The 18,781-nt window shown below is 71.1% G+C and carries 14 protein-coding genes and 1 pseudogene; 10 read left to right on the plus strand and 5 right to left on the minus strand.

The features are described 5' to 3' along the window. Position 1 precedes the first annotated feature (1 nt). Both ACH4YP_RS39545 and ACH4YP_RS39550 read left to right on the plus strand, forming a co-directional pair. Positions 2 to 148 (plus strand): hypothetical protein, encoded by a 147-nt coding sequence (locus ACH4YP_RS39545; protein ID WP_361051796.1) that lies wholly within the window; start codon positions 2 to 4, stop codon positions 146 to 148. A 106-nt stretch (positions 149 to 254) separates the two neighbouring features. Further along, positions 255 to 2,267, plus strand: coding sequence for an ABC transporter ATP-binding protein (locus ACH4YP_RS39550; RefSeq protein WP_398495905.1), 2,013 nt, complete (start codon positions 255 to 257; stop codon positions 2,265 to 2,267). A 74-nt stretch (positions 2,268 to 2,341) separates the two neighbouring features. Here the strand turns inward: ACH4YP_RS39550 and ACH4YP_RS39555 are convergent, their stop codons facing one another. Beyond that, on the minus strand, positions 2,342 to 3,103 hold the full coding sequence (locus ACH4YP_RS39555; protein WP_398496019.1) for an IclR family transcriptional regulator: 762 nt from the start codon (positions 3,101 to 3,103) through the stop codon (positions 2,342 to 2,344). A 223-nt stretch (positions 3,104 to 3,326) separates the two neighbouring features. Here ACH4YP_RS39555 and ACH4YP_RS39560 point away from each other — a divergent pair, with 223 nt between their 5' ends. From ACH4YP_RS39560 to ACH4YP_RS39570, 3 genes are read left to right on the plus strand one after another with little or no spacing between them, the layout of a single operon-like run. Beyond that, positions 3,327 to 4,280: a 5-dehydro-4-deoxyglucarate dehydratase gene (locus tag ACH4YP_RS39560; RefSeq protein ID WP_361051802.1), complete on the plus strand. Its 954-nt coding sequence runs from the start codon at positions 3,327 to 3,329 to the stop codon at positions 4,278 to 4,280. Positions 4,281 to 4,336: 56 nt separating this feature from the next. Then, positions 4,337 to 5,755, plus strand: a complete 1,419-nt coding sequence (locus tag ACH4YP_RS39565; RefSeq protein WP_398496021.1) for a gluconate:H+ symporter — start codon at positions 4,337 to 4,339, stop codon at positions 5,753 to 5,755. Between the two features lie 53 nt (positions 5,756 to 5,808). Then, positions 5,809 to 7,137, plus strand: coding sequence for an enolase C-terminal domain-like protein (locus tag ACH4YP_RS39570; RefSeq protein ID WP_361051808.1), 1,329 nt, complete (start codon positions 5,809 to 5,811; stop codon positions 7,135 to 7,137). Positions 7,138 to 7,218: 81 nt separating this feature from the next. Here ACH4YP_RS39570 and ACH4YP_RS39575 read toward each other — a convergent pair whose 3' ends face one another. After that, positions 7,219 to 9,078: an acyl-CoA dehydrogenase gene (locus ACH4YP_RS39575; protein WP_398495906.1), complete on the minus strand. Its 1,860-nt coding sequence runs from the start codon at positions 9,076 to 9,078 to the stop codon at positions 7,219 to 7,221. A 311-nt stretch (positions 9,079 to 9,389) separates the two neighbouring features. Here ACH4YP_RS39575 and ACH4YP_RS39580 point away from each other — a divergent pair. The 3 genes and pseudogenes from ACH4YP_RS39580 to ACH4YP_RS39590 form a co-directional block, all read left to right on the plus strand. Further along, positions 9,390 to 10,061, plus strand: a pseudogene (locus tag ACH4YP_RS39580) (ScbR family autoregulator-binding transcription factor); the annotation flags it as partial. 201 nt (positions 10,062 to 10,262) lie between these two features. Next, entirely contained in the window at positions 10,263 to 11,570 is a 1,308-nt protein-coding gene (locus ACH4YP_RS39585) for a cytochrome P450 (RefSeq protein WP_361051817.1), read from the plus strand. A gap of 136 nt (positions 11,571 to 11,706) precedes the next feature. Next, on the plus strand, positions 11,707 to 12,447 hold the full coding sequence (locus ACH4YP_RS39590) for a TetR family transcriptional regulator (protein WP_361051820.1): 741 nt from the start codon (positions 11,707 to 11,709) through the stop codon (positions 12,445 to 12,447). Here the strand turns inward: ACH4YP_RS39590 and ACH4YP_RS39595 are convergent. From ACH4YP_RS39595 to ACH4YP_RS39605, 3 genes are all read right to left on the minus strand, one after another. Further along, positions 12,425 to 12,673, minus strand: coding sequence for a hypothetical protein (locus tag ACH4YP_RS39595; protein WP_398495908.1), 249 nt, complete (start codon positions 12,671 to 12,673; stop codon positions 12,425 to 12,427). The genes ACH4YP_RS39590 and ACH4YP_RS39595 overlap by 23 nt on opposite strands. Before the next feature lie 290 nt (positions 12,674 to 12,963). Beyond that, positions 12,964 to 14,658, minus strand: a complete 1,695-nt coding sequence (locus ACH4YP_RS39600) for an IclR family transcriptional regulator C-terminal domain-containing protein (RefSeq protein ID WP_398495910.1) — start codon at positions 14,656 to 14,658, stop codon at positions 12,964 to 12,966. Between the two features lie 174 nt (positions 14,659 to 14,832). Continuing rightward, positions 14,833 to 16,131 carry a M6 family metalloprotease domain-containing protein gene (locus tag ACH4YP_RS39605; protein WP_398495912.1) on the minus strand — a complete coding sequence of 433 codons (1,299 nt, stop codon included), beginning with the start codon at positions 16,129 to 16,131 and terminating at the stop codon, positions 14,833 to 14,835. 265 nt (positions 16,132 to 16,396) lie between these two features. Here ACH4YP_RS39605 and ACH4YP_RS39610 point away from each other — a divergent pair, with 265 nt between their 5' ends. Both ACH4YP_RS39610 and ACH4YP_RS39615 read left to right on the plus strand, forming a co-directional pair. Continuing rightward, complete coding sequence (locus ACH4YP_RS39610; protein WP_398495914.1) at positions 16,397 to 17,041, plus strand: TetR/AcrR family transcriptional regulator; 645 nt, start codon at positions 16,397 to 16,399, stop codon at positions 17,039 to 17,041. A gap of 195 nt (positions 17,042 to 17,236) precedes the next feature. Then, entirely contained in the window at positions 17,237 to 18,778 is a 1,542-nt protein-coding gene (locus ACH4YP_RS39615; protein ID WP_361051833.1) for an MFS transporter, read from the plus strand. Positions 18,779 to 18,781 lie beyond the last annotated feature (3 nt).

An 18,781-nucleotide genomic window follows, 5' to 3' on the forward strand; every position in this document is an offset into this window, starting at 1 on the left:
CATGGCTATCAGCAAGATCATCACCCCCGCGGCGGCTGCCAGGCGCGCGGCGGAGGCGCGGCGGAACGCCGTCCTGGAGGGCAAGCAGCGGGCGGCCGCCCGGGCCCGCATGCTGCAGGCCGCTCGCCGTCGCCCCATCGGCGGCTGATGAATTGACACCGGAGGGCGGGCCTTCGGCATTGCGCCGGGGCCCGCCCTTGGTGGTTGCGCGGATTCCGCAGGCAGCGAAATGGAATGAGGGAAGAAGGTTGACCATGCTCGGAGACCAGCCGACCGTGCAGTTCCGCGTGGTCGAACCGGAGCCCGCCCGGTCGACCGGGCGGCGCGGCGGCTCCTCGCGCAGCCGTGTGCACGGCCGTCACCGGCGCCCCGTCATGGACAGCGTCGACCACGGTGGGGGCGACCGTGACGGGACCGAGCACGACGGGGTCGGCCACGGCAGTGCCTACGAGACCGTTCCGGATCAGGAACAGACCCGGGCGGAGCCGGCGGTCCACACCGGCGTCCCGGTCCGCCAGGCGGTCAGCCGTTTCTGGCCGCTGACCAAGGGGGACCGCGCCTGGCTGGTGGTGATCTGCGTCTGTGTGGTGCTTGCGGCCCTCGCCGAGACAGCGTCGATCCTGCTGTTCAGCGAACTGACCGACAACGCGCTCCAGGCCGGTTCGCTCTCCGCGTTCTGGGCCCCGGCCGGCATGTGGTTCGCCGCGGCGCTGTTCGGCGCGTTCGTCGGTTACATCGGCAACTCGCTCGCGGTCTGGACCGCCGAACGCTTTGTGATGCGGCTGCGGGAGAAGGTCTTCGCCCACGTTCAGACGCTCCCGCCCGACTTCTTCAGCCGTCACCGCACCGGCGATCTGGTCGAGCGTCTCACCGGGGACGTCGAGGCGATCGAGCAGATGGTGGTCTCCGGTGCGGTCGGTACCGTCTCAGCCGTCTTCAGCACGGTGTTCTTCTCCGCCGCCGCGCTCTATCTGCGCTGGGATCTCGCGCTGGCCACCTTCACGCTGGCCCCGCTGTTCTGGCTGGCCGCCAAGCGGTTCTCCGGTCGCATCAAGATCGTCGCCCGGCAGGAGCGGGTCGCCGACGGTGCGATCACCTCGGTGGTCGAGGAGTCACTCGGCCACATCGTCCTGACCCAGGCCTACAACCGCGGTCGGGCCGAGGAGAAGCGGCTGCGCCGCGAGGCCCGCGCCTGGATGCGCGCCTCGGTGACCGGCGCCCGCCTCAGCGAGCTCTACGAACAGCTCGTCGAGGTCGTCGAGACGCTCTGCGTGCTCATCGTGATCGGGCTCGGCGCCTGGGAGATCTCCAAGGGCCGGATGACCATCGGTCAACTGCTGGCCTTCGCCGCTTTCCTGGGCTACCTGTACCCGCCGATCCGTTCCCTCGGCCAGCTCGGCCTGACCCTGACCGCCGCCACCGCCGGCGCCGAGCGGCTGCTGGAGATCCTCGACGCCCGGGCCGCCGTCACCGACCCGGCACCCGGCAGCGCGGTCGAGCTGCGCCGGGTACGCGGCGAGATCGAGTTCCACCAGGTCGGCTTCCGCTACCCCGGCGCTGCCAAGGACTCCCTCAGCGCGGTGTCGTTCACGGCCCGTCCCGGTGAACTGGTCCTGATCACCGGCGCGAGCGGGGCCGGCAAGTCCACCGTCTCCAAGCTGCTGCTGCGCTTCTACGACCCGGCTGCCGGGCTGGTCCGGCTGGACGGGGTTCCCCTGGACCGGCTGCCGGTGGAGTTCCTGCGGGAAAACGTCGCCCTGCTGCCTCAGGAGACGCTCATCCTGCACGACTCCATCCACGAGAACATCGCCTGCGGCCGGCCGGGCGCCTCCGACACCGACGTCGTCCAGGCCGCCCGCGACGCCGACGCGCATGAGTTCATCGCCGCCCTCCCCGACGGCTACGGCACGCCGATCGACCCGCACACCGCGGAACTCTCCGGCGGCCAGCTCCAACGCATCGCCATCGCCCGCGCGATGCTCCGCGACGCGCCGGTACTCGTCCTCGACGAGCCCACCACCGGCCTGGACGCGCCGACCGCGCGCCGGGTCGTCGAACCGCTGCGCCGCCTGATGCGGGGCCGTACCACCATCATGATCACTCACGATCTGAACCTCGCCCGGGACGCCGACCGTATTCTCGTCCTGGACCACGGTCGCCTCGTCGAAGCCGGCACCCACCACGAGCTGATGGCCCACGGCGGCTCATACACCTACCTCCACCGCTCGCAGGACAACAGCACCGGGCAGCTCACGGAGTCGCGGTAGCCCTTTCCGTCCGTGGGCGTCCGGTGGCCGGTCGGCTGGGAGGGGAGCCTCCTGCGAGGAAGGACAACGGCGGGTCAACGCCAGTCGGGAGCGCCCGACGCGGGTGACAGGCCGCTCTCGATCTTTGTCCGGATCTCCCGCATGACCGCGACGACCCGGGCCTCGTGTTCCGCGTCGAGCCGGGCCACCGGCACCGAGCAGCTGATGGCGTCCATGGCCGGTGAGTCGTACCGCAGGGCGAAGCCGAAGCCCGCGATGCCGGTCACCGTCTCTTCGCGGTCGACGGAGTGGCCGCGCTCGCGCACCTCCGCCAGGTCGGCGAGCAGGGCGGCGCGATCGGTGTGGGTGTTCTCCGTGAGGGCGGCCAACGGCCCCTCTGGGAGCGGGAGTTCGTCGTCGGGGCGCTCGGCGAGCAGCGCCTTGCCGAGGGCGCCCGCGTGGGCCGGGATCCGGCGGCCGACCCGGCTGATGGTGCGTAGGTACTCGTGGGACTCGCGGGTCGCGAGGTAGACGACGTTCGGGCCGTCCAGCCGGGCCAGGTGGATCGTCTCGCCGAGCGCCTCCGAGGCCTCGTCGAGATAGGGGCGGACCGCGCGGACGTGCGGGTCGCCGTCGAGGTAGCTCGTGCCGGTGAGCAGCGCGCTGATCCCGATGCCGTACAGGGAGCCGGTGGTGTCGGAGCGCACCCAGCCGCGGTCGACGAGGGTCTGCAGCAGCTGGTACATGCTGCTGCGCGGTACGCCCAGCTCCTCGGCGAGCTCGTCCAGGCGGGCGGGCCGGTCGCCGCGCGCGGCGAGCAGTTCGAGCAGTTCGACGGTACGGGCCGCGGACTTCACCTCACGGACGCCCGAGACCCCTGTACGGGTCCGCGGCCCATGGGCCCCTCCGCTCGGCGCACCCTCGCTACGCACCCCTCCGCCGTGCCCGCCGTGCACCTCTTCGCTCTCCGGCATGGGGCTCATCGTAAATCCGAGGTGTCGCACCCATTGACCCATCGCGTTCACCAACTTAACCTCCATCTCCATACGTAAACAGCATCTGCATATGGAGACAGCGTTCATGACAGGGATCAGCGCGGAGGCCGAAGGCACTGTCCAGCGGCTGCGTGACGGCATGGCGGGCGGGGTGCTGTCCTTCCCGCTCACGAGCTTCCACAGCGACGGCGGCCTCGACCTCGACTCGTACCGGACCTACCTGACCGGCCAGTTGGCGGCCTCGCCGGGCCCGGGCGCGGTCTTCCCCGCCTGCGGCACCGGTGAGTTCTTCTCGCTGGACGAGGAGGAGTACCGCGAGGTCGTCCGGGCCACGGTCGAGATCGCCGCCGGCCGGCTGCCGGTGGTCGCGGGCATCGGCTACGGCTGGGCGCAGGCCCGCCGCTTCGCCCGGATCGCCGAGGAGGCGGGCGCCGACGCCCTCCTCGTACTCCCGCACTATCTGGTGGCCGCCCCGCAGGACGGACTCGTCGAGCAACTGCGCCACATCGCCGCAGGCACCTCGCTCCCGCTGATCGCGTACCAGCGCGGCCAGGTCGCCTTCACCGCCGAGGGCCTGCGCCGGATCGCCGAGATCCCGACCGTCGTCGGCCTCAAGGACGGTCACAGCGACCTGGACCGGCTCCAGCGCCTCACGCTCGCCGCGCCCGACGGCTTCCTCTTCTTCAACGGTGCCTCCACCGCCGAGATCCAGGCCCGCGCGTACGCCACCGTCGGCGTCCCCGCCTACTCGTCGGCCGTCCACGCCTTCGCCCCCGAGATCGCGAACGCCTTCTTCAGGGCCCTGCACACCGACGACCACGCGACGACGACCAAGCTCCTGCGCGACTTCTACGTCCCCCTCGTGGAACTCCGGGACCGGGTCCCGGGCTACGCCGTCTCCCTGGTCAAGGCAGCCGCCCGCCTCCGCGACCTCCCGGTGGGCCCGGTCCGCGCCCCCCTGACGGACCCGACCCCGACCGACCTGGCGGCCCTGGAAAAGATCCTCGCCACCGGCCTGGCCCTGACAGGCGCCCGCTGACTGGTGCCTTTAGGGGCGCGAGGAACCGCGCACCCAGCCCCCACCCACCCCCACCCATCAAGCCACCTAAACCGCCCCCCCCGCGGAACCGGCGGAGCCCCCCCACAAGCGCCCAACAGTTCAAAGGGGAACTGTCCATGCCTCTCCTCGTAGTAGGGATCAGCGTCCTGATCCTGCTGCTCCTGATGACCCGCCTGAAACTCAACGGCTTCGCCGCCCTCCTCCTCGTGGCGATAGGCGTAGCCGTGGTCCGCGGGATACCGGTCGCCGAGATCCCGGACGTCCTCTCGGAGGGCATCGGGGGCCAGATCGGCGACACGATGCTCACCATCGGCCTCGGCGCGATGGTCGGCCGGGTCATGGGCGACTCGGGCGCGGCCCAGCGCATCGCGGGCAAGCTCCTCGACGCGTTCGGCCCCCGCTGGGTCCAGGTCGCCATGGTGGTCACGTCGATGCTCATCGGCGTGACCATGTTCTACGAGGTCGCCTTCATCATCATCGTGCCGATCGCGTTCACCCTGGTCAGGGTCACCGGAGCGAACCTGCTCTGGGTCGGCCTGCCGATGTCGATCGCGCTGTCCACGATGCACAGCTTCCTGCCGCCGCACCCCGGCCCCACCGCCGTGGCCGCGACCTTCCACGCGTCCGTCGGCCACACCCTCTTCTACGGCCTCTTCATCGCCGTACCCGCCGGTGCGATCATCGCGCTCGCCTGGCCGCGGCTGCCGTTCATCAAGCGGATGAACCCGGCCATCCCCACGGGCCTGGTCAGCGAGCGGGAGTTCGCCGACGAGGAGATGCCCGGCATGGGCTGGTCGCTGTTCGTGGCCCTCTTTCCGGTGGTGCTGATCGCGGGCGCCGCCGTGACGGACATGGCCACGTCCGGCGAGAGCCCGTTCCTGAACTTCGTCGCGTTCATCGGCTCGGCACCGATCGCGCTCATGCTGACGCTGCTGCTGGCGATCTGGGCGTTCGGACCGCGGATCGGCCGCAGCATGGAGGAGGTCAGCGCCTCCTGCACCTCCGCCGCCAAGGCGATGGCGATGATCCTGCTGGTCATCGGGGCGGGCGGCGCCTTCAAGAACGTCCTCGTCGAGGGCGGCATCTCCGACTACATCAAGGACGCCACCGACGGCTGGTCCATCTCGCCGATCATCCTGGCGTGGCTCATCGCGGTCATCCTCCGCGTGGCCCTCGGCTCGGCGACGGTCGCCGTCGTCACGGCCTCCGGCGTGGTCCTCCCGCTCCTCGCGGGCAGCGGCGTCCACCCCGAGATCATGGTGCTCGCCGTGTCGTGCGGGTCGATCGCCTTCTCCCACGTCAACGACCCGGGATTCTGGCTGTTCAAGGAGTACTTCAACCTCTCCGTCATCGAGGCGATCAAGGTCAGGACCACCTACACGACGGTGCTCGCGATCATCGGCCTGGGCGGCGTCCTGGCGCTGGAGTGGGCCCTGGACGTCCTCAGCCTGTGAAGTCCTCGACCACCGGCCCCGACCACCACCACACACAAGGGACTTCGACCCGTATGAGCCAGCCGACCGTCACCCACCTCGCCGTCTATCCCGTCGCCGGCCGTGACTGCATGGAGCTGAACCTCTCCGGCGCCCACGGCCCGTACTTCACCCGCAACATCGTCGTCCTCAAGGACTCCGAGGGCCGTACGGGACTGGGGGAGGTGCCCGGTGGCGAGAAGATCACCCAGACCCTCCGCGACGCCGAGTCCCTGGTGGTCGGCGCGAAGGTGGGCGACTACAAGCGGGTCCTGCACGAGATCGGCGCCCGCTTCGCCGACCGCGACTCGGGCGGACGCGGCGCTCAGACCTTCGACCTGCGCACCACCGTGCACGCGGTCACGGCCGTCGAGTCGGCGCTGCTCGACCTCCTCGGCCAGCACCTCGACGTCCCGGTCGCGGCCCTGCTCGGCGACGGCCAACAACGCGACTCCGTACGGGTGTTGGGCTACCTCTTCTACGTCGGCGACCCCGACCGCACCGACCTGGAGTACGTCCGCGAGCCCGACTCGGACGTCGACTGGTACCGCGTCAGGCACGAGGAGGCCCTGACGCCGGAGGCGATCGTCCGCCAGGCCGAGGCCGCCTACGACCTGTACGGCTTCCGGGACTTCAAGCTCAAGGGCGGGGTCCTGGCGGGCGCGGAGGAGGTCAAGGCGGTACGCGCGCTCAAGGACCGCTTCCCCGAGGCCCGCATCACCCTCGACCCCAACGGCGCGTGGTCACTGAGCGAGGCGATCGAACTCTGCAAGCCGCTCGTCGGCACCCTCGCCTACGCCGAGGACCCCTGCGGGGCGGAGGGCGGCTACTCGGGGCGCGAGATCCTGGCCGAGTTCCGCCGTGCCACCGGGCTCCCGACCGCGACGAACATGATCGCCACGGACTGGCGTCAGCTGACCCACGCCCTCGCTCTCCAGTCGGTCTCCATCCCGCTGGCCGACCCGCACTTCTGGACCATGCAGGGCTCGGTGCGGGTGGCCCAGCTGTGCAACGCCATGGGGCTGACCTGGGGCTGCCACTCCAACAACCACTTCGACATCTCGCTCGCCATGGTCACCCACTGCGGCGCGGCGGCTCCCGGCGAGTACAACGCCCTCGACACCCACTGGATCTGGCAGGAGGGCCTGGAACGCCTCACGGTCACCCCGCCCCGCATCACCGACGGCGAGATCCGCGTCCCCGACGCTCCCGGCCTGGGCCTCGACCTGGACATGGACCGCCTCCTCGCCGCGCACGAGCTGTACAAGGAGAAGGCCCTCGGCGCGCGGGACGACGCCACCGGGATGCAGTACCTCGTCCCCGACTGGCAGTTCGACCCCAAGCGGCCTTGTCTGGTCCGCTAGGAGGAAGGCGAGGGTCGTCGTACATGTGCGGGCCGGCCCCGACGGGCCCGCAGACGCACAACAACCCGCACCTTCCACCCCTCAACGCGACCCCGCAACCACCACCCCGGCCCTCACCCCCGTCTCCTCCCACTCGACCTCGTCTCCGCCCACCGACCCCCCGCTCGCGATCGGAATGCCCGACAGCACCTCCGCGGGCAGGTCGAAGGCGTCCACCAGGGTCATGAGATGGGGGGCGAGCTCCGCGACCACCGTGTCGACGGCCTTCGGCAGGGCCCGTACGTGATCCGGCGTCAGCCGCCCCTCGGCGAGCAGGTCCCCCGTGTGCTCGCCGAGCTGCCGCAGCAGGAACAGCCGGCACAGGCTCCGCATCAGGAAGCCGGCCCGGGGGTTCCGCGCCCGGGCCGCCGCGGCGAGGAACGCGTCGGCGGCCTGGAGGCGGGCGTGTGCGGAGACCATCTCCAGGGCGGCCTCCGAGGTCACGTTCCAGCGGCCGACCGGGTCGCCCGAGGGGCCCTCGCGCAGGGCCGTGCGGGCCCGGTCCTGCCAGATGCGCTCGGTCTCGGCCAACAGGTCGCGCAGGAAGGGGAGTTCGGTGAGTTCCCGGCCCTCGGGATCGCCGGACTCACCGGCCCGTACGCCCTGGTGGCCGAAAACCATCTCGGAGGCGGCCTTCACCCAGATCACCAGGTTGTCGCCCTCGGCGGTGATGCCGCCCTCGATGTTGAGGGGGAGGTCGGCCAGTCCGTTGGCGGGGAACAGGCCCTGGGCGCCGCAGCGTTCGCGACACTCGGTGGTGATCGCGCGGGCCTGCCAGGTGATCCAGCCCTTGGCCACGGCCACCTCGCGCTCCACCTCGCCCCGCTCCTCGTCCGCGTGCGCGGCGAAACGGCTCACCAGTGAGCGGTGCAGGAACGTCATCGCGTACGCCGTCGCCAGCGCGTGCAGCAGCCGGCCGTGGTGGCTGCGGTGGGCGGCCAGCGGAACGCGCTCGCCCGCCTTCGGTCCGGACAGCAGGCGGCTGTGGGCGTACCGCACGGCGATGGTCAGCGCGGCGCGCGACATGCCCAGGGTGCCGGCGCTCATGCACAGCTTGCCCATGGTGACGCGGTTGATGGAGCGCAGCAGCCGCTTGCGCCGGTTGCCGAGGGTGCTGGCCAGCGTCCCGTCGGCGCCGAGCCGCCCGTGCTCGGCCTCAAGGAGCGCCTCGCGAGGCAGCCACACCCGGTCGAACGAGGTGAGGCAGTGGTCGACCGGGGTGCCGGTGCGCTGGGGGAGCGGCCGGACCCGTACACCGGGCAGGTGGCCGTTCTCGTCGCTGAGCGGGGTCAGGAAGAGGAAGGTGCCCTGGTCCTCGCCGTCGACGACGAGGTGTGCGGCGACCACCGCCGTCTTGGGGCCGCCGGTGAGGCTGGTGTTGGGCATGAACTTCCGCGCGCCCGGCGTCGGGGTGGTGAGGTGGAAGCCGCCCGTCGTGCGGTCGAACACCGCGACCGTCTCCATCGAGGCGACATCGTTTCCGTGCTCCAGCTCCGTGCAGAGAAACGTTCCTGTGCGCCGGAGTGAGGTGAAGGCGGACAGGTCCCTGTCCCGGCCGTCGTCGTGGTCGAGGACGCTGCCGAGGAACAGGTTGTAGTGGATGCTCGCGAGCGTGGTCAGCCCGCCGTCCACCGGCCCCGTCCACTCGTGCAGCCCGGCGAGACGGTACGGATCGGCCGCCAGCTCCACCGGATCACCGGCCGCGTCGTTGAGGAGCCGCAGCCGCTCGTACGAGAGGGCCGTCCGCTCCTCGGGCGGCAGTCCGGGGCGGTACGCGAACTCCTTGCCGGAGACGAGCCGACGCCAGGCCCCGTGCACGCGTTCGCGATCGGCGCCCTCGAAGAGCAGCTGGGCCAGCTCGTCGGCGACGGGGTGGGTCTTGATGTGTGCGGGCACGGCCATCGAACTCCCCTGGGTGTGGGAACCGGTCAGGTACGAACCACTGCGCACCGAAGATACGTACCAACCGGTTTTGTTTTCAAGGCGCTCAAGGGTGCTCGGAGGGGCGGAGGCGCTCACTGGGGGGAGCCCTAGGGGGCGCTCATGGCGCGGCCGACGCGTCCGCGCAGCTCATCGCGGGGGCCGCCAGTTCCATGTGGGTGAATCCTTGAGAAACCGTTCAGCTGGTTTTATTCTTGCCGCGAGGTCGCAGCTGCCCAGTACGGACCTCATGGTCTCTTTTCCCGATGTGCGGGATGGTACGGAGGTTGTTCGTGGCGCGGCAAGAGCGGGCCATTCGGACGCGGCGGGCGATTCTCGTCGCGGCGGCCGAGGTGTTCGACGAGGTCGGATACGAAGCGGCGACCATCTCGGACGTCCTCAAGAAGTCGGGCATGACCAAGGGCGCCCTCTACTTCCACTTCACGTCCAAGGAGGAGCTCGCCCAGGCGGTCCTCGCGGCACAGGTCGATTCCCTGCCGCGCGTACCCGACCAGGACCTGAAGCTCCAGCAGTCGCTGGACGAGGCGCTGCTGCTCGCGTATCTGCTCAAGCGGGACACGGGCGATCCGATCGTCCAGGGCAGCGTGCGGCTGACCGTCGACCAGGGGTCGCCCAAGGACCACCTGAACCGGCGGGTGCCGATGCGGGCCTGGCAGGACCACACCCAGGCCCTCTTCCAGGAGGCCAAGGCCAGGGGCGAGGTCCTGCCGCACGCCGATGTGGACTCGCTCGCGAAGCTGTTCGTCGGCGCCTTCACCGGCGTACAGGTGCTGTCGCGGATCATGACGGGCCGCGCGGACCTGGCGGAGCGGGTGGCCGACCTCTACCGGCATCTCATGCCGTCGATCGCGGTGCCGGGGGTGCTCGTCCGGCTGGACTTCACACCGGAGCGGGCGGCGCGGATCCACCGCGAGGCCATGGAACTGCGCGAGACGGAGGCGGAGGCGGAAGCGGCCGAGGGGGAGAGCGAGGCGGAGGCTGGCCCGGTGGGCGGCCCGGGGGTGGGCATCGTGACCGGCCCGCAGGCCGGGATCGGTGACGGAGCCGGAGTCGGAGCCGGAGCGTCCGCGGAGGCCGCGACCGCCGTTCAGTGAAGCGCCCTCGCATCGGGGGCGTGCCGACGACCGACCGAACGGAGTGCACGGATGGACATGTCTGCTTGCCCGTACGCGCTGGACGTGACGGGGCGCGATCTCGCCTCGGAGGCAGAGAAGCTGCGCCCGAGGGGGCCGGTCGCCGAGGTGGAACTGCCGGGCGGGGTGGTCGCCTGGGCGGCCGTACGGCAGAAGTACGTCAAGCAACTCCTGCTGGATCCAAGGGTGTCGAAGGACGCCCGGCAGCACTGGCCCGCTTTCGTCGAGGGGCGGATAGGCCCCGAGTGGCCGCTGTATCCGTGGGTTGCAAACGAGAACATGCTGTTCGCCTACGGAGATCACCACTCCCGGCTGCGGCGGCTGGTCGCGGGCGCGTTCACCGCGCGCCGGAGCGAGGCCCTGCGACCGCGGATCGAGGAGATCACGGCCGGGCTGCTGGACGACCTGGCCGCCGTGCCCGCCGGTGAACAGGTCGATCTGCGGGCCGACTTCGCCCGGCTGCTGCCGATGCGGGTCATCTGCGAACTGTTCGGGGTGGCGGAGGAGGCCCGCGAACCCCTGTGCGCCGCGCTGGAGTTGGTGTTCGGCACGGCCGTGTCCGCCGAGCGGATGGCCGCCGCGCAGATCGAGGTCTTCGGGATGCTGGCACAACTGGCCGCCGGGAAACGGGCCGAACCCGGCGGTGACCTGACGTCCGCGCTGATCGAGGCCCGCGACCAGGACGAGGGCGGCGGGCTCACCGAGGAAGAACTCCTCGGCACCCTCTACCTCATGATCGCCGCGGGCCAGGAGACGACCTGCACGCTCATCACCAACGCCGTCGCGGCCCTGCTCGCCCACCCGGAACAGCTCGCACACGTCCGCGCCGGCCGGGCCGGCTGGACGGACGTGGTGGACGAGACGCTGCGCGTGCACAGCCCGGCGGCGTACTCCCCGATGCGGTTCGCGGTGGACGACATCGCGCTGGGGGACCTCGCACCGGCCGACAGCGAGTCCGCCGACGACTCCGGCAGCGGGTCCGACGGCGTACTGATCCGCAAGGGCGACCCGATCCTGGTCTCCTTCGCCGCCGCGTCCGGGGATCCGGAGGCGTACGGGGACGACGTCGCCGTCTTCGACCTGCTGCGCCCGGGCCGCCGCGAGGACCTGGCCTTCGGGTTCGGGGTGCACCGGTGCCTGGGGGCGCCGCTCGCGCGGATCGAGGCGAGCGTGGCGCTGGAGGGGCTGTTCGACCGCTTCCCCGGGCTGTCCCTGGCGACGCCGGTGGACGGCATCGAGCCGGTGGAGTCCTTCATCGTCAACGGCTACGGGTCGCTGCCCGTGCTCCGCGACCAGCAGGAGCAGGAGCAGGCGCAGTAACAGGAGTAGGGGCACGAGCAGTAACAGGCCCTGTGGCGGTAGCAATTGCAATGACGCGACAATAGAAACCGCCCGTGCGGTTTGTTATCGTGAAAGCGCCTCTCTGGCACGCCCCTCGCAGCAACGGAGCGCTCTGATGGCCCAGCAGGAACGCGCGGTACGTACGCGCAACGCGTTGATCGAGTCGGCGGCCGAGCTCTTCTGCAAGGACGGTTTCGACGTCGTGTCCCTGTCCACGATCAGCGCGCGGGCCGGGGTCAGCAACGGCGCGCTGCACTTCCACTTCGCCAGCAAGGCGGCGCTGGCCTCGGCGGTGTGGGAGGCGGCGGCACAGCGGCTCCGGCGCATCACCGCCGAGGGCCGGGCGAGGGGCGAGGTCGCCGCGACCGCCAGGGGTACCGGGTCCGGTGGGGTCGGCGGGCCCGTTGTGCCCGGCGGTGCCATGCAGGTGCTGGTCGACACCACGCACGCGCTGCTCCGGGGCCTGCGGCACGACGTGATCCTGCGGGCCGGGTTCGATCTGAGTGAGAGTCCGGTGCCCGTGGCGGCCGGGGCGGATCTGCGGCGGCGGTGGCAGACGTGGGTGGAGAGCGTACTGGCCGAGGCGGCCCGTGAGGGCGCGCTGGCGCGTGACGTGTCGCCGCAGGACGCGGCCCATGCCGTGGTCGCGGCCACCGTGGGCTTCGGGGCCCTGGGCAGCCGGAACGCGCAGTGGCTGTCCCAGTCCATGCTGACCCGCTTCTGGGCACTGCTGCTGCCGCGGCTGGCCACGGAGGTGGCGCTCAAGGGGCTGGTGCCCTCTGGGCGGCGGGACGGAACGGCGGGGGTCGACGGAGTGCCCCCGCCGTTCCGCGTCACGGCCCGCTCGGGAGCGTGACGACGTCGATGTTGAAGACGTGGCTGCCCAGGCCTTCCGCGATGCCGATGAAGAGCAGGGCGAAGTGCTCCTGACCCCGTGCGGTGCCGATGCCGCCGAGGTCCGGCCGTGAGGCCGCGGACCGGCCGAGGCCGGTGAGCGACTGGTCGGTGAGCCGCTCGGCCGCTCCGCTGTCACCGGACAGGAAGACGGTGCTGCGGCCCTCCAGCGCGTCCGGCCGCACCATCACCGACGCGTCCAGCGTGCACAGCGTCTTGACCTCGGGGGGGCTCAGGGGACGCCTTCGGGATCAGCGCTCCCAGGAGCGTCTTCCCGGAGAGGGCCGCCGCCCCGACCGGGCCCAGCAGTTCCACGGACACCGTCCCCGGCGTCGCGTCGACCACCACCTCCGCGTCCGTGGCCGCCGCGTCGAGCCCCACGACGGTGAAGCCCGCCCCCGTCACCTCCGTTCGCTCCTCCGGTCTGCGTGGGCCGAGCACGACGTAGTGCCCCGCGGACCAGGTGTCACCCCGCCGGCTAGGCGACCGGCACCCGGGCGAACCGCCCCGCCACCCGGAGGTCCCCCTCGATCCGCCCTGCCGTCGTGGCCAGCTCCGGCAACACCTCGCCCACACACTGCTCAACGGTCCGCCGAGAACTGTGCATCGCCACGTTCACGGCCGCCACGACCTGCCCCGTACGATCCCGCACCGGAACCGCGATCGACCGCAGGCCCTCCTCCAACTCCCCGTCCACCAGGGCGTATCCGGTCTCCCGGACGCGATCGAGGACGGCCGTGAGAGCATCCGGGTCCGTGACCGTGTGCGGGGTCAGCGCGTGCAGGCCGGTCAGGAACGGGCCCCGCTCGGCCGCGGCGAGGCCGGCGAGCATCACCCGGCCCAGCGAGGTCGCGTAGGCGGGGAAGCGCGTGCCGGCGGTGATGTTGACGCTCATGATGCGGCTGGTGGCGACGCGTGCCGTGTACTGGATCTCGTCGCCCACCAGGACCGCGAGGGACGCCGAGTCGTGCAGCCGGTCGGCGAGTTCGGCGAGATGCGGGGCCGCGATCTGCGGAAGCGTCGTACGGGACAGGGGCGGGAAGCCGAGCGCCAGGACGCGCGGCGTCAGCGTGAACGTCCGCCCCTGGGCGGCCACTTGACCCAGGTGCTCCAGGGTGATCAGCGCCCGCCGGGCCGTCGCCCGTGCGAGCCCGGTGGCCTGCGCGACCTCGGTGAGTGTCAGCTCGGCCCGGCCGTCGCCGAACGCCGTGATCACGGTCAGCCCGCGGGCCAGCGACTCGATGAACTCCCGGCCCAGTTCCTGCTTGGAGGCTCCGGTCCAGGTGGCGAGCCCCGCGGGCACGGCGGGTGTGGCGGGCTGCTGGGCGGGGGCGTCCCGCAGATCCCGTTCCATCGCGCGCACGGTCGCCCGCAGCCGGGGCAGCAGGGTGTCCCGCAGGGAGCCGGCGGTGTGCCGGCTGGTGTGGCTCACGACGCTCACCACACAGGCGATACGCCCACCGCGATCCCGTACGGGGACGGAGACCGCGACCAGGCCCGGCTCGATCAACTGGTCGTCGAGCGCCCAGCCACGGGCCGCCGCCTCACGCGTCCGCTCCTCGAACCCCTCGAACTCCCCGTCCCCGGTGGGGTGTTCGCGGGGCGGCACGGCGGGAAAACCGTGGTCCCCGGGATCGGCGGCCCGCCGTTCGCGCCAGCGCGTCCAGTCCTCGTCGGTCCACTCCGTGGCGAACAGCGGGCCGGGCGCGGTGCGTTCGGCCGGGAGCAGATCGCCGATGCGGAAGCTCAGCGACATCGCGCGCCGCCGGGTCGCCTGGTGGATGAAGCGGATACCGTCCCGGTCGCCGACCGCCAGCGACACCGACTCGTCCAGTTCGTCGGCGAGCGCGTCGGCCCGCCCGTCCAGCAGCCGGGGGAGCCGCAGCGCGGCCAGATAGGCGTTGCCCAGCTCCATCAGCCTCGGCGTGAGCACGGCGTCCCGACCGTCGAGACGTACGTATCCCATGCGGGCCAGCGTCGCCGCGATGCGGTCCACCGTGGACCTGGCGAGGCCGGTGGCCTTCTCCAGGGCGCTGAGACTCGACGTGCCGCCCGCCTCGGTGAGCCGGAGCAGCACGGTGATGCCCCGCATGAGCGGGGCTACTGCCTCGACGGGTGCGACTGCGGGGCCGACTGCGTCGGGCTTGGCAGGGGTGAGGTGGGTCGGTGGCATGGGCTCCCCATTACGGTGTGCGGACCACGGTAATGAATCCGGGGGACAGTCGTGCAGAAGCTGCGGGCCCGCTGTGGCTGGGGTCGCGCAGTTCCCCGCGCCCCTGAAGGGGCACGGCCGCCTGAAGGGGCATGGCCGTCCGAAGGAGGGCGAGCCCGCCCGCCGGGCCGCGCCTTACGAATCCGCCTGCCGGTCCCGGGTCACGTACACCTGGTGGTTGCCCTTGGTGTCGATGCCCGCGACGGTGATGCGGATGCCGGTTCTGAGGTCCTTGAAGTACTGGCCGGGGGAGAAGGTCGCGTCGGAGAGCTCGGCGTGGACGTTCGGGCTGCGGGTGCAGCCGCCGCTGTCCTTGGTGGAGTCGATCACCGTGACCGGGCCCCGGCCGGTGTCGACGTTCGCGTCGACCTTGTAGATGAGCACGCCCGTCTTGCAGACCGCCTCGTCGTTGCCCGTCCGGGTGCGCAGCTCGACGGCGTACCCCGTCTTCGAGTCGACCGGGACGAAGACCAGTTTGCCGCCGGCGCCGGGCTCGGCCAGCGGGGTCAGGACGTGCTCGGTGGTGCCGGCCGCGGACGCGCAGCCGACCTGGGAGTCGTCGAGCCAGCCGAGCTTCCACTTGTGCCAGCCCAGCAGGTCGTTGTCGGCCCCCCAGTCCTCGCTCATGATGTCCCAGTGCCCGACCGCGGCGCCCCCGTCCTGGGTGTAGAGGTCGGGCAGCCCGAAGACATGGCCGTTCTCGTGGGGGAGTACGCGATAGCCGGTCTCGTCGTACGAACCGGAGCCGTCGTCCTGGCGGCTGTAGACGAAGGACGCGTTGGCGACGGGCACCCCGTCCGCGACCGGCGCCTCCGTGTTGCCCGCGAACGTCACCGACAGGACCGTGTCCAGGGCGGAGGGACCGGCGTTCGGGGTCATCAGGACGTTCAGCAGGTCGTACTCCCTGAAGTCCACCTTCGGATCGGCCGCGGCCACCAGGTCCTGGACGAGCTCGCGGTAACCGGGGTCGAAGGGGGCCCCGCGTTCTATCCCGTACTCCTCGAAGGACTTGGGCATCCGCAGCCAGCCGCCTATCGGGGCCTCGGGACGGTAGTCGAGGCGGCCGTACGAACTGGTGCGGAACCAGTTGGTGGTCTGCGGGAAGAACTCGCCGAACCGGTCGAGCGCGCTGCCCTCGCCGGGAGCGTCGGAGAAGTCGACCATCAGGTTCAGGGCGCGGACGGTGCCGGTGGAACGCGAGTAGCCGGCCGGCGTGGGGATGCCCTCGGACATCTGCACGCCCATCGAGCCGCTGATCATGCAGGGACCGAGGGGGGAGGAGCGCGCCAGCGCGACGGGTCCCGCTGCCGTGGGGGAACCGGTCGTCAGATGTCCGGTCCCGGCCGAGGTGCTGACCGCCAGGGTGAGGACGGTGACCGAGGCGAAGGCTGCGGCGCGGCGGCGCGGGGATATCCGACGGCTGGGCGGCTGCATGCAGGGGCCTTTCGCTCCAGGCAGCCGGCCGGTGTGGCTGCACCCTGTTCGATCACCCTGTGCCGCCGGATGCGCGGGCGCGCGCTGGAGGAGCCCGATCGTGGGTTTCTCGCTCGCGGGAGCCCCGAGAAGGGTGTGACGCGGGTCACATGAAATCTCTTCGAGGTTCGGAAATAACCGGGGATCGTTTCCCCGTTTAGCCATGTGTCCGAGCGAAACGGGGAGTGGATCCCCGGATCGCACCCACCGGCTCAAGGAGTACGCCGTGGAGACCGCAGTCCGCGTTCAGCACAAGGTGACCCGGCCGCGCGCCGACGCCCTGCGCAACCGGGAGCGGATCGTCACCGCCGCCCGCGAGATGTTCGTGGAGTTCGGCCCCGACGTGCCGCTCGACGAGATCGCTCGCCGGGCCGGCGTCGGCAACGCCACGGTGTACCGCAACTTCCCGGACCGGGACGCACTGGTGCGGGAGGTCGTCTGCTCGGTCATGGACCGTACGTCGGAGGCGGCCGAACTCGCGCTCGCCGAGACGGGCGACGCGTTCGAGGCGCTCTCGCGCTTCGTGCACGCCTGTGCCGACGAGCGGCTCTCGGCCCTCTGCCCGATGATCTCCAGCACCTTCGACCAGCACCACCCGGACATGGAAGCGGCGCGTGAGCGGATCGAGGATCTGACCGAGCGGCTGATGGAACGCGCCCGCGCGGCCGGACAGCTCCGGCCCGACGTGGATGTCGGCGACATCATGGTCGCCGTGGCCCAGCTCAGCAGGCCCCCGGCCGGCACCGGATCCCTGTCCTTCGACCGCTTCGTCCACCGCCACCTGCAGCTGTTCCTGGACGGTCTGCGGGCCCCGGCCCCGTCCGAACTGCCGGGCGTGGCCGCGACCATGGAGGACCTGCGCCGACCCTGACCGATGACTTCCGCCCCTCGCGGCGGTCCTTACCAGCGACGACCCGACCAGCGCTCGCGTAACCCCACTTACGCCCCGAACCTTCCGTTACGTACCGAGCCTTCGACCACGTACCGAGTCTCCCGGCCGTCACCGACGACGTGCCGCGCCCTCTCACTGCCTTTTTCGATCCGAAGTCCCGAAGTGGGTACCTCCATGTCTGAAACAGCCCAGGCCACCGCCGGAACGGCGCAGGCCCCCGATTCCAACCGCTGGAAAGCGCTGACCTTCATCGCGCTCGCCCAGCTCATGGTCGTGCTCGACGCGACCATCGTGAACATCGCGCTGCCCTCGGCCCAGCAGGACCTGGGCATCTCCGACGGCAACCGGCAGTGGGTCATCACGGCCTACGCCCTCGCCTTCGGCGGACTCCTCCTCTTCGGCGGCCGGATCGCCGACATCTGGGGCCGCAAGCGCACCTTCGTCACCGGCCTCATCGGCTTCGCCGGCGCCTCCGCCCTCGGCGGTGCCGCCACCAACGAGGCGATGCTGCTCGGCTCCCGCGCTCTGCAGGGTGCCTTCGGCGCACTGCTCGCGCCCGCCGCGCTCTCGCTGCTCGCGGTGATGTTCACCGACTCCAAGGAGCGCGCCAAGGCGTTCGGCATCTACGGTGCGATCGCCGGTGGCGGTGGCGCCGTCGGCCTGATCCTCGGCGGCTTCCTCACCGAGTACCTGGACTGGCGCTGGACGTTCTTCGTGAACATCCCGTTCGCGGTCGTCGCCGCGGCCGGTGCGTACTTCGTCATCCGTGAGCCGTCCGGCAGCCGCAACCGCTCGCCGCTCGACATCCCGGGTGTCGTCCTGTCGACCCTCGGTCTGGTCTCGCTCGTCTACGGCTTCACCCGCGCCGAGTCCGAGGGCTGGGGCGACTCCATGACGATCGGCCTGTTCGTCGCGTCGGCGGTGCTCCTCGCGGCCTTCGTCCTCGTCGAGTCCAAGGTCAAGGCCCCGCTGCTGCCCCTGCGCGTCATCACCGAGCGCAACCGTGGCGGTGTCTACCTCTCGCTCGGTCTCGCGATCATCGCGATGTTCGGCCTGTTCCTCTTCCTGACCTACTACCTGCAGATCGTGAAGGGCTACTCGCCGGTCAAGACCGGTTTCGCCTTCCTGCCGATGATCGCGGGCATGATCACGGGCTCCACGCAGATCGGCGCCCGGCTGATGAACCGCCTCCCGGCGCGGCTGCTGATGGGCCCGGGCTTCCTGGTCGCCGCGGCCGGCATGCTGCTGCTGACCCAGATGGAGATCGGTTCCTCGTACGCGGCCCTGCTCCTGCCGGCGATGCTGCTGCTCGGCCTCGGTATGGGTACGGCGTTCATGCCGGCCATGTCCCTGGCCACGCTGGGCGTCGAGCCGCGTGACTCCGGTGTCGCCTCCGCGATGGTCAACACCTCGCAGCAGGTGGGCGGCGCGATCGGTACGGCTCTGCTGAACACGATCGCCGCGTCGGCCACCACGGCGTACGTCAAGGACCACATCGCCGGTGCCACCACCCAGCCCCAGCAGCAGCTCGTCCAGCTGCAGGCCCAGGTGCACGGCTACACCAACGCGATCTGGTTCGCCGTCGGCATCCTCGTCGCGGCCGCCGGAATCGCCTTCACCTTCATCAACGCCGGCAGCCCCGACGCCACGGCAGCGGCCGCCGGCTCCCTCGAAGGCACCGAGGACGACGTGAAGGTCCCGGTCATCGCCCACTAGCGC

The sequence above is a fragment of the Streptomyces sp. NPDC020747 genome, from assembly GCF_044334695.1.
GTDB lineage: Bacteria > Actinomycetota > Actinomycetes > Streptomycetales > Streptomycetaceae > Streptomyces.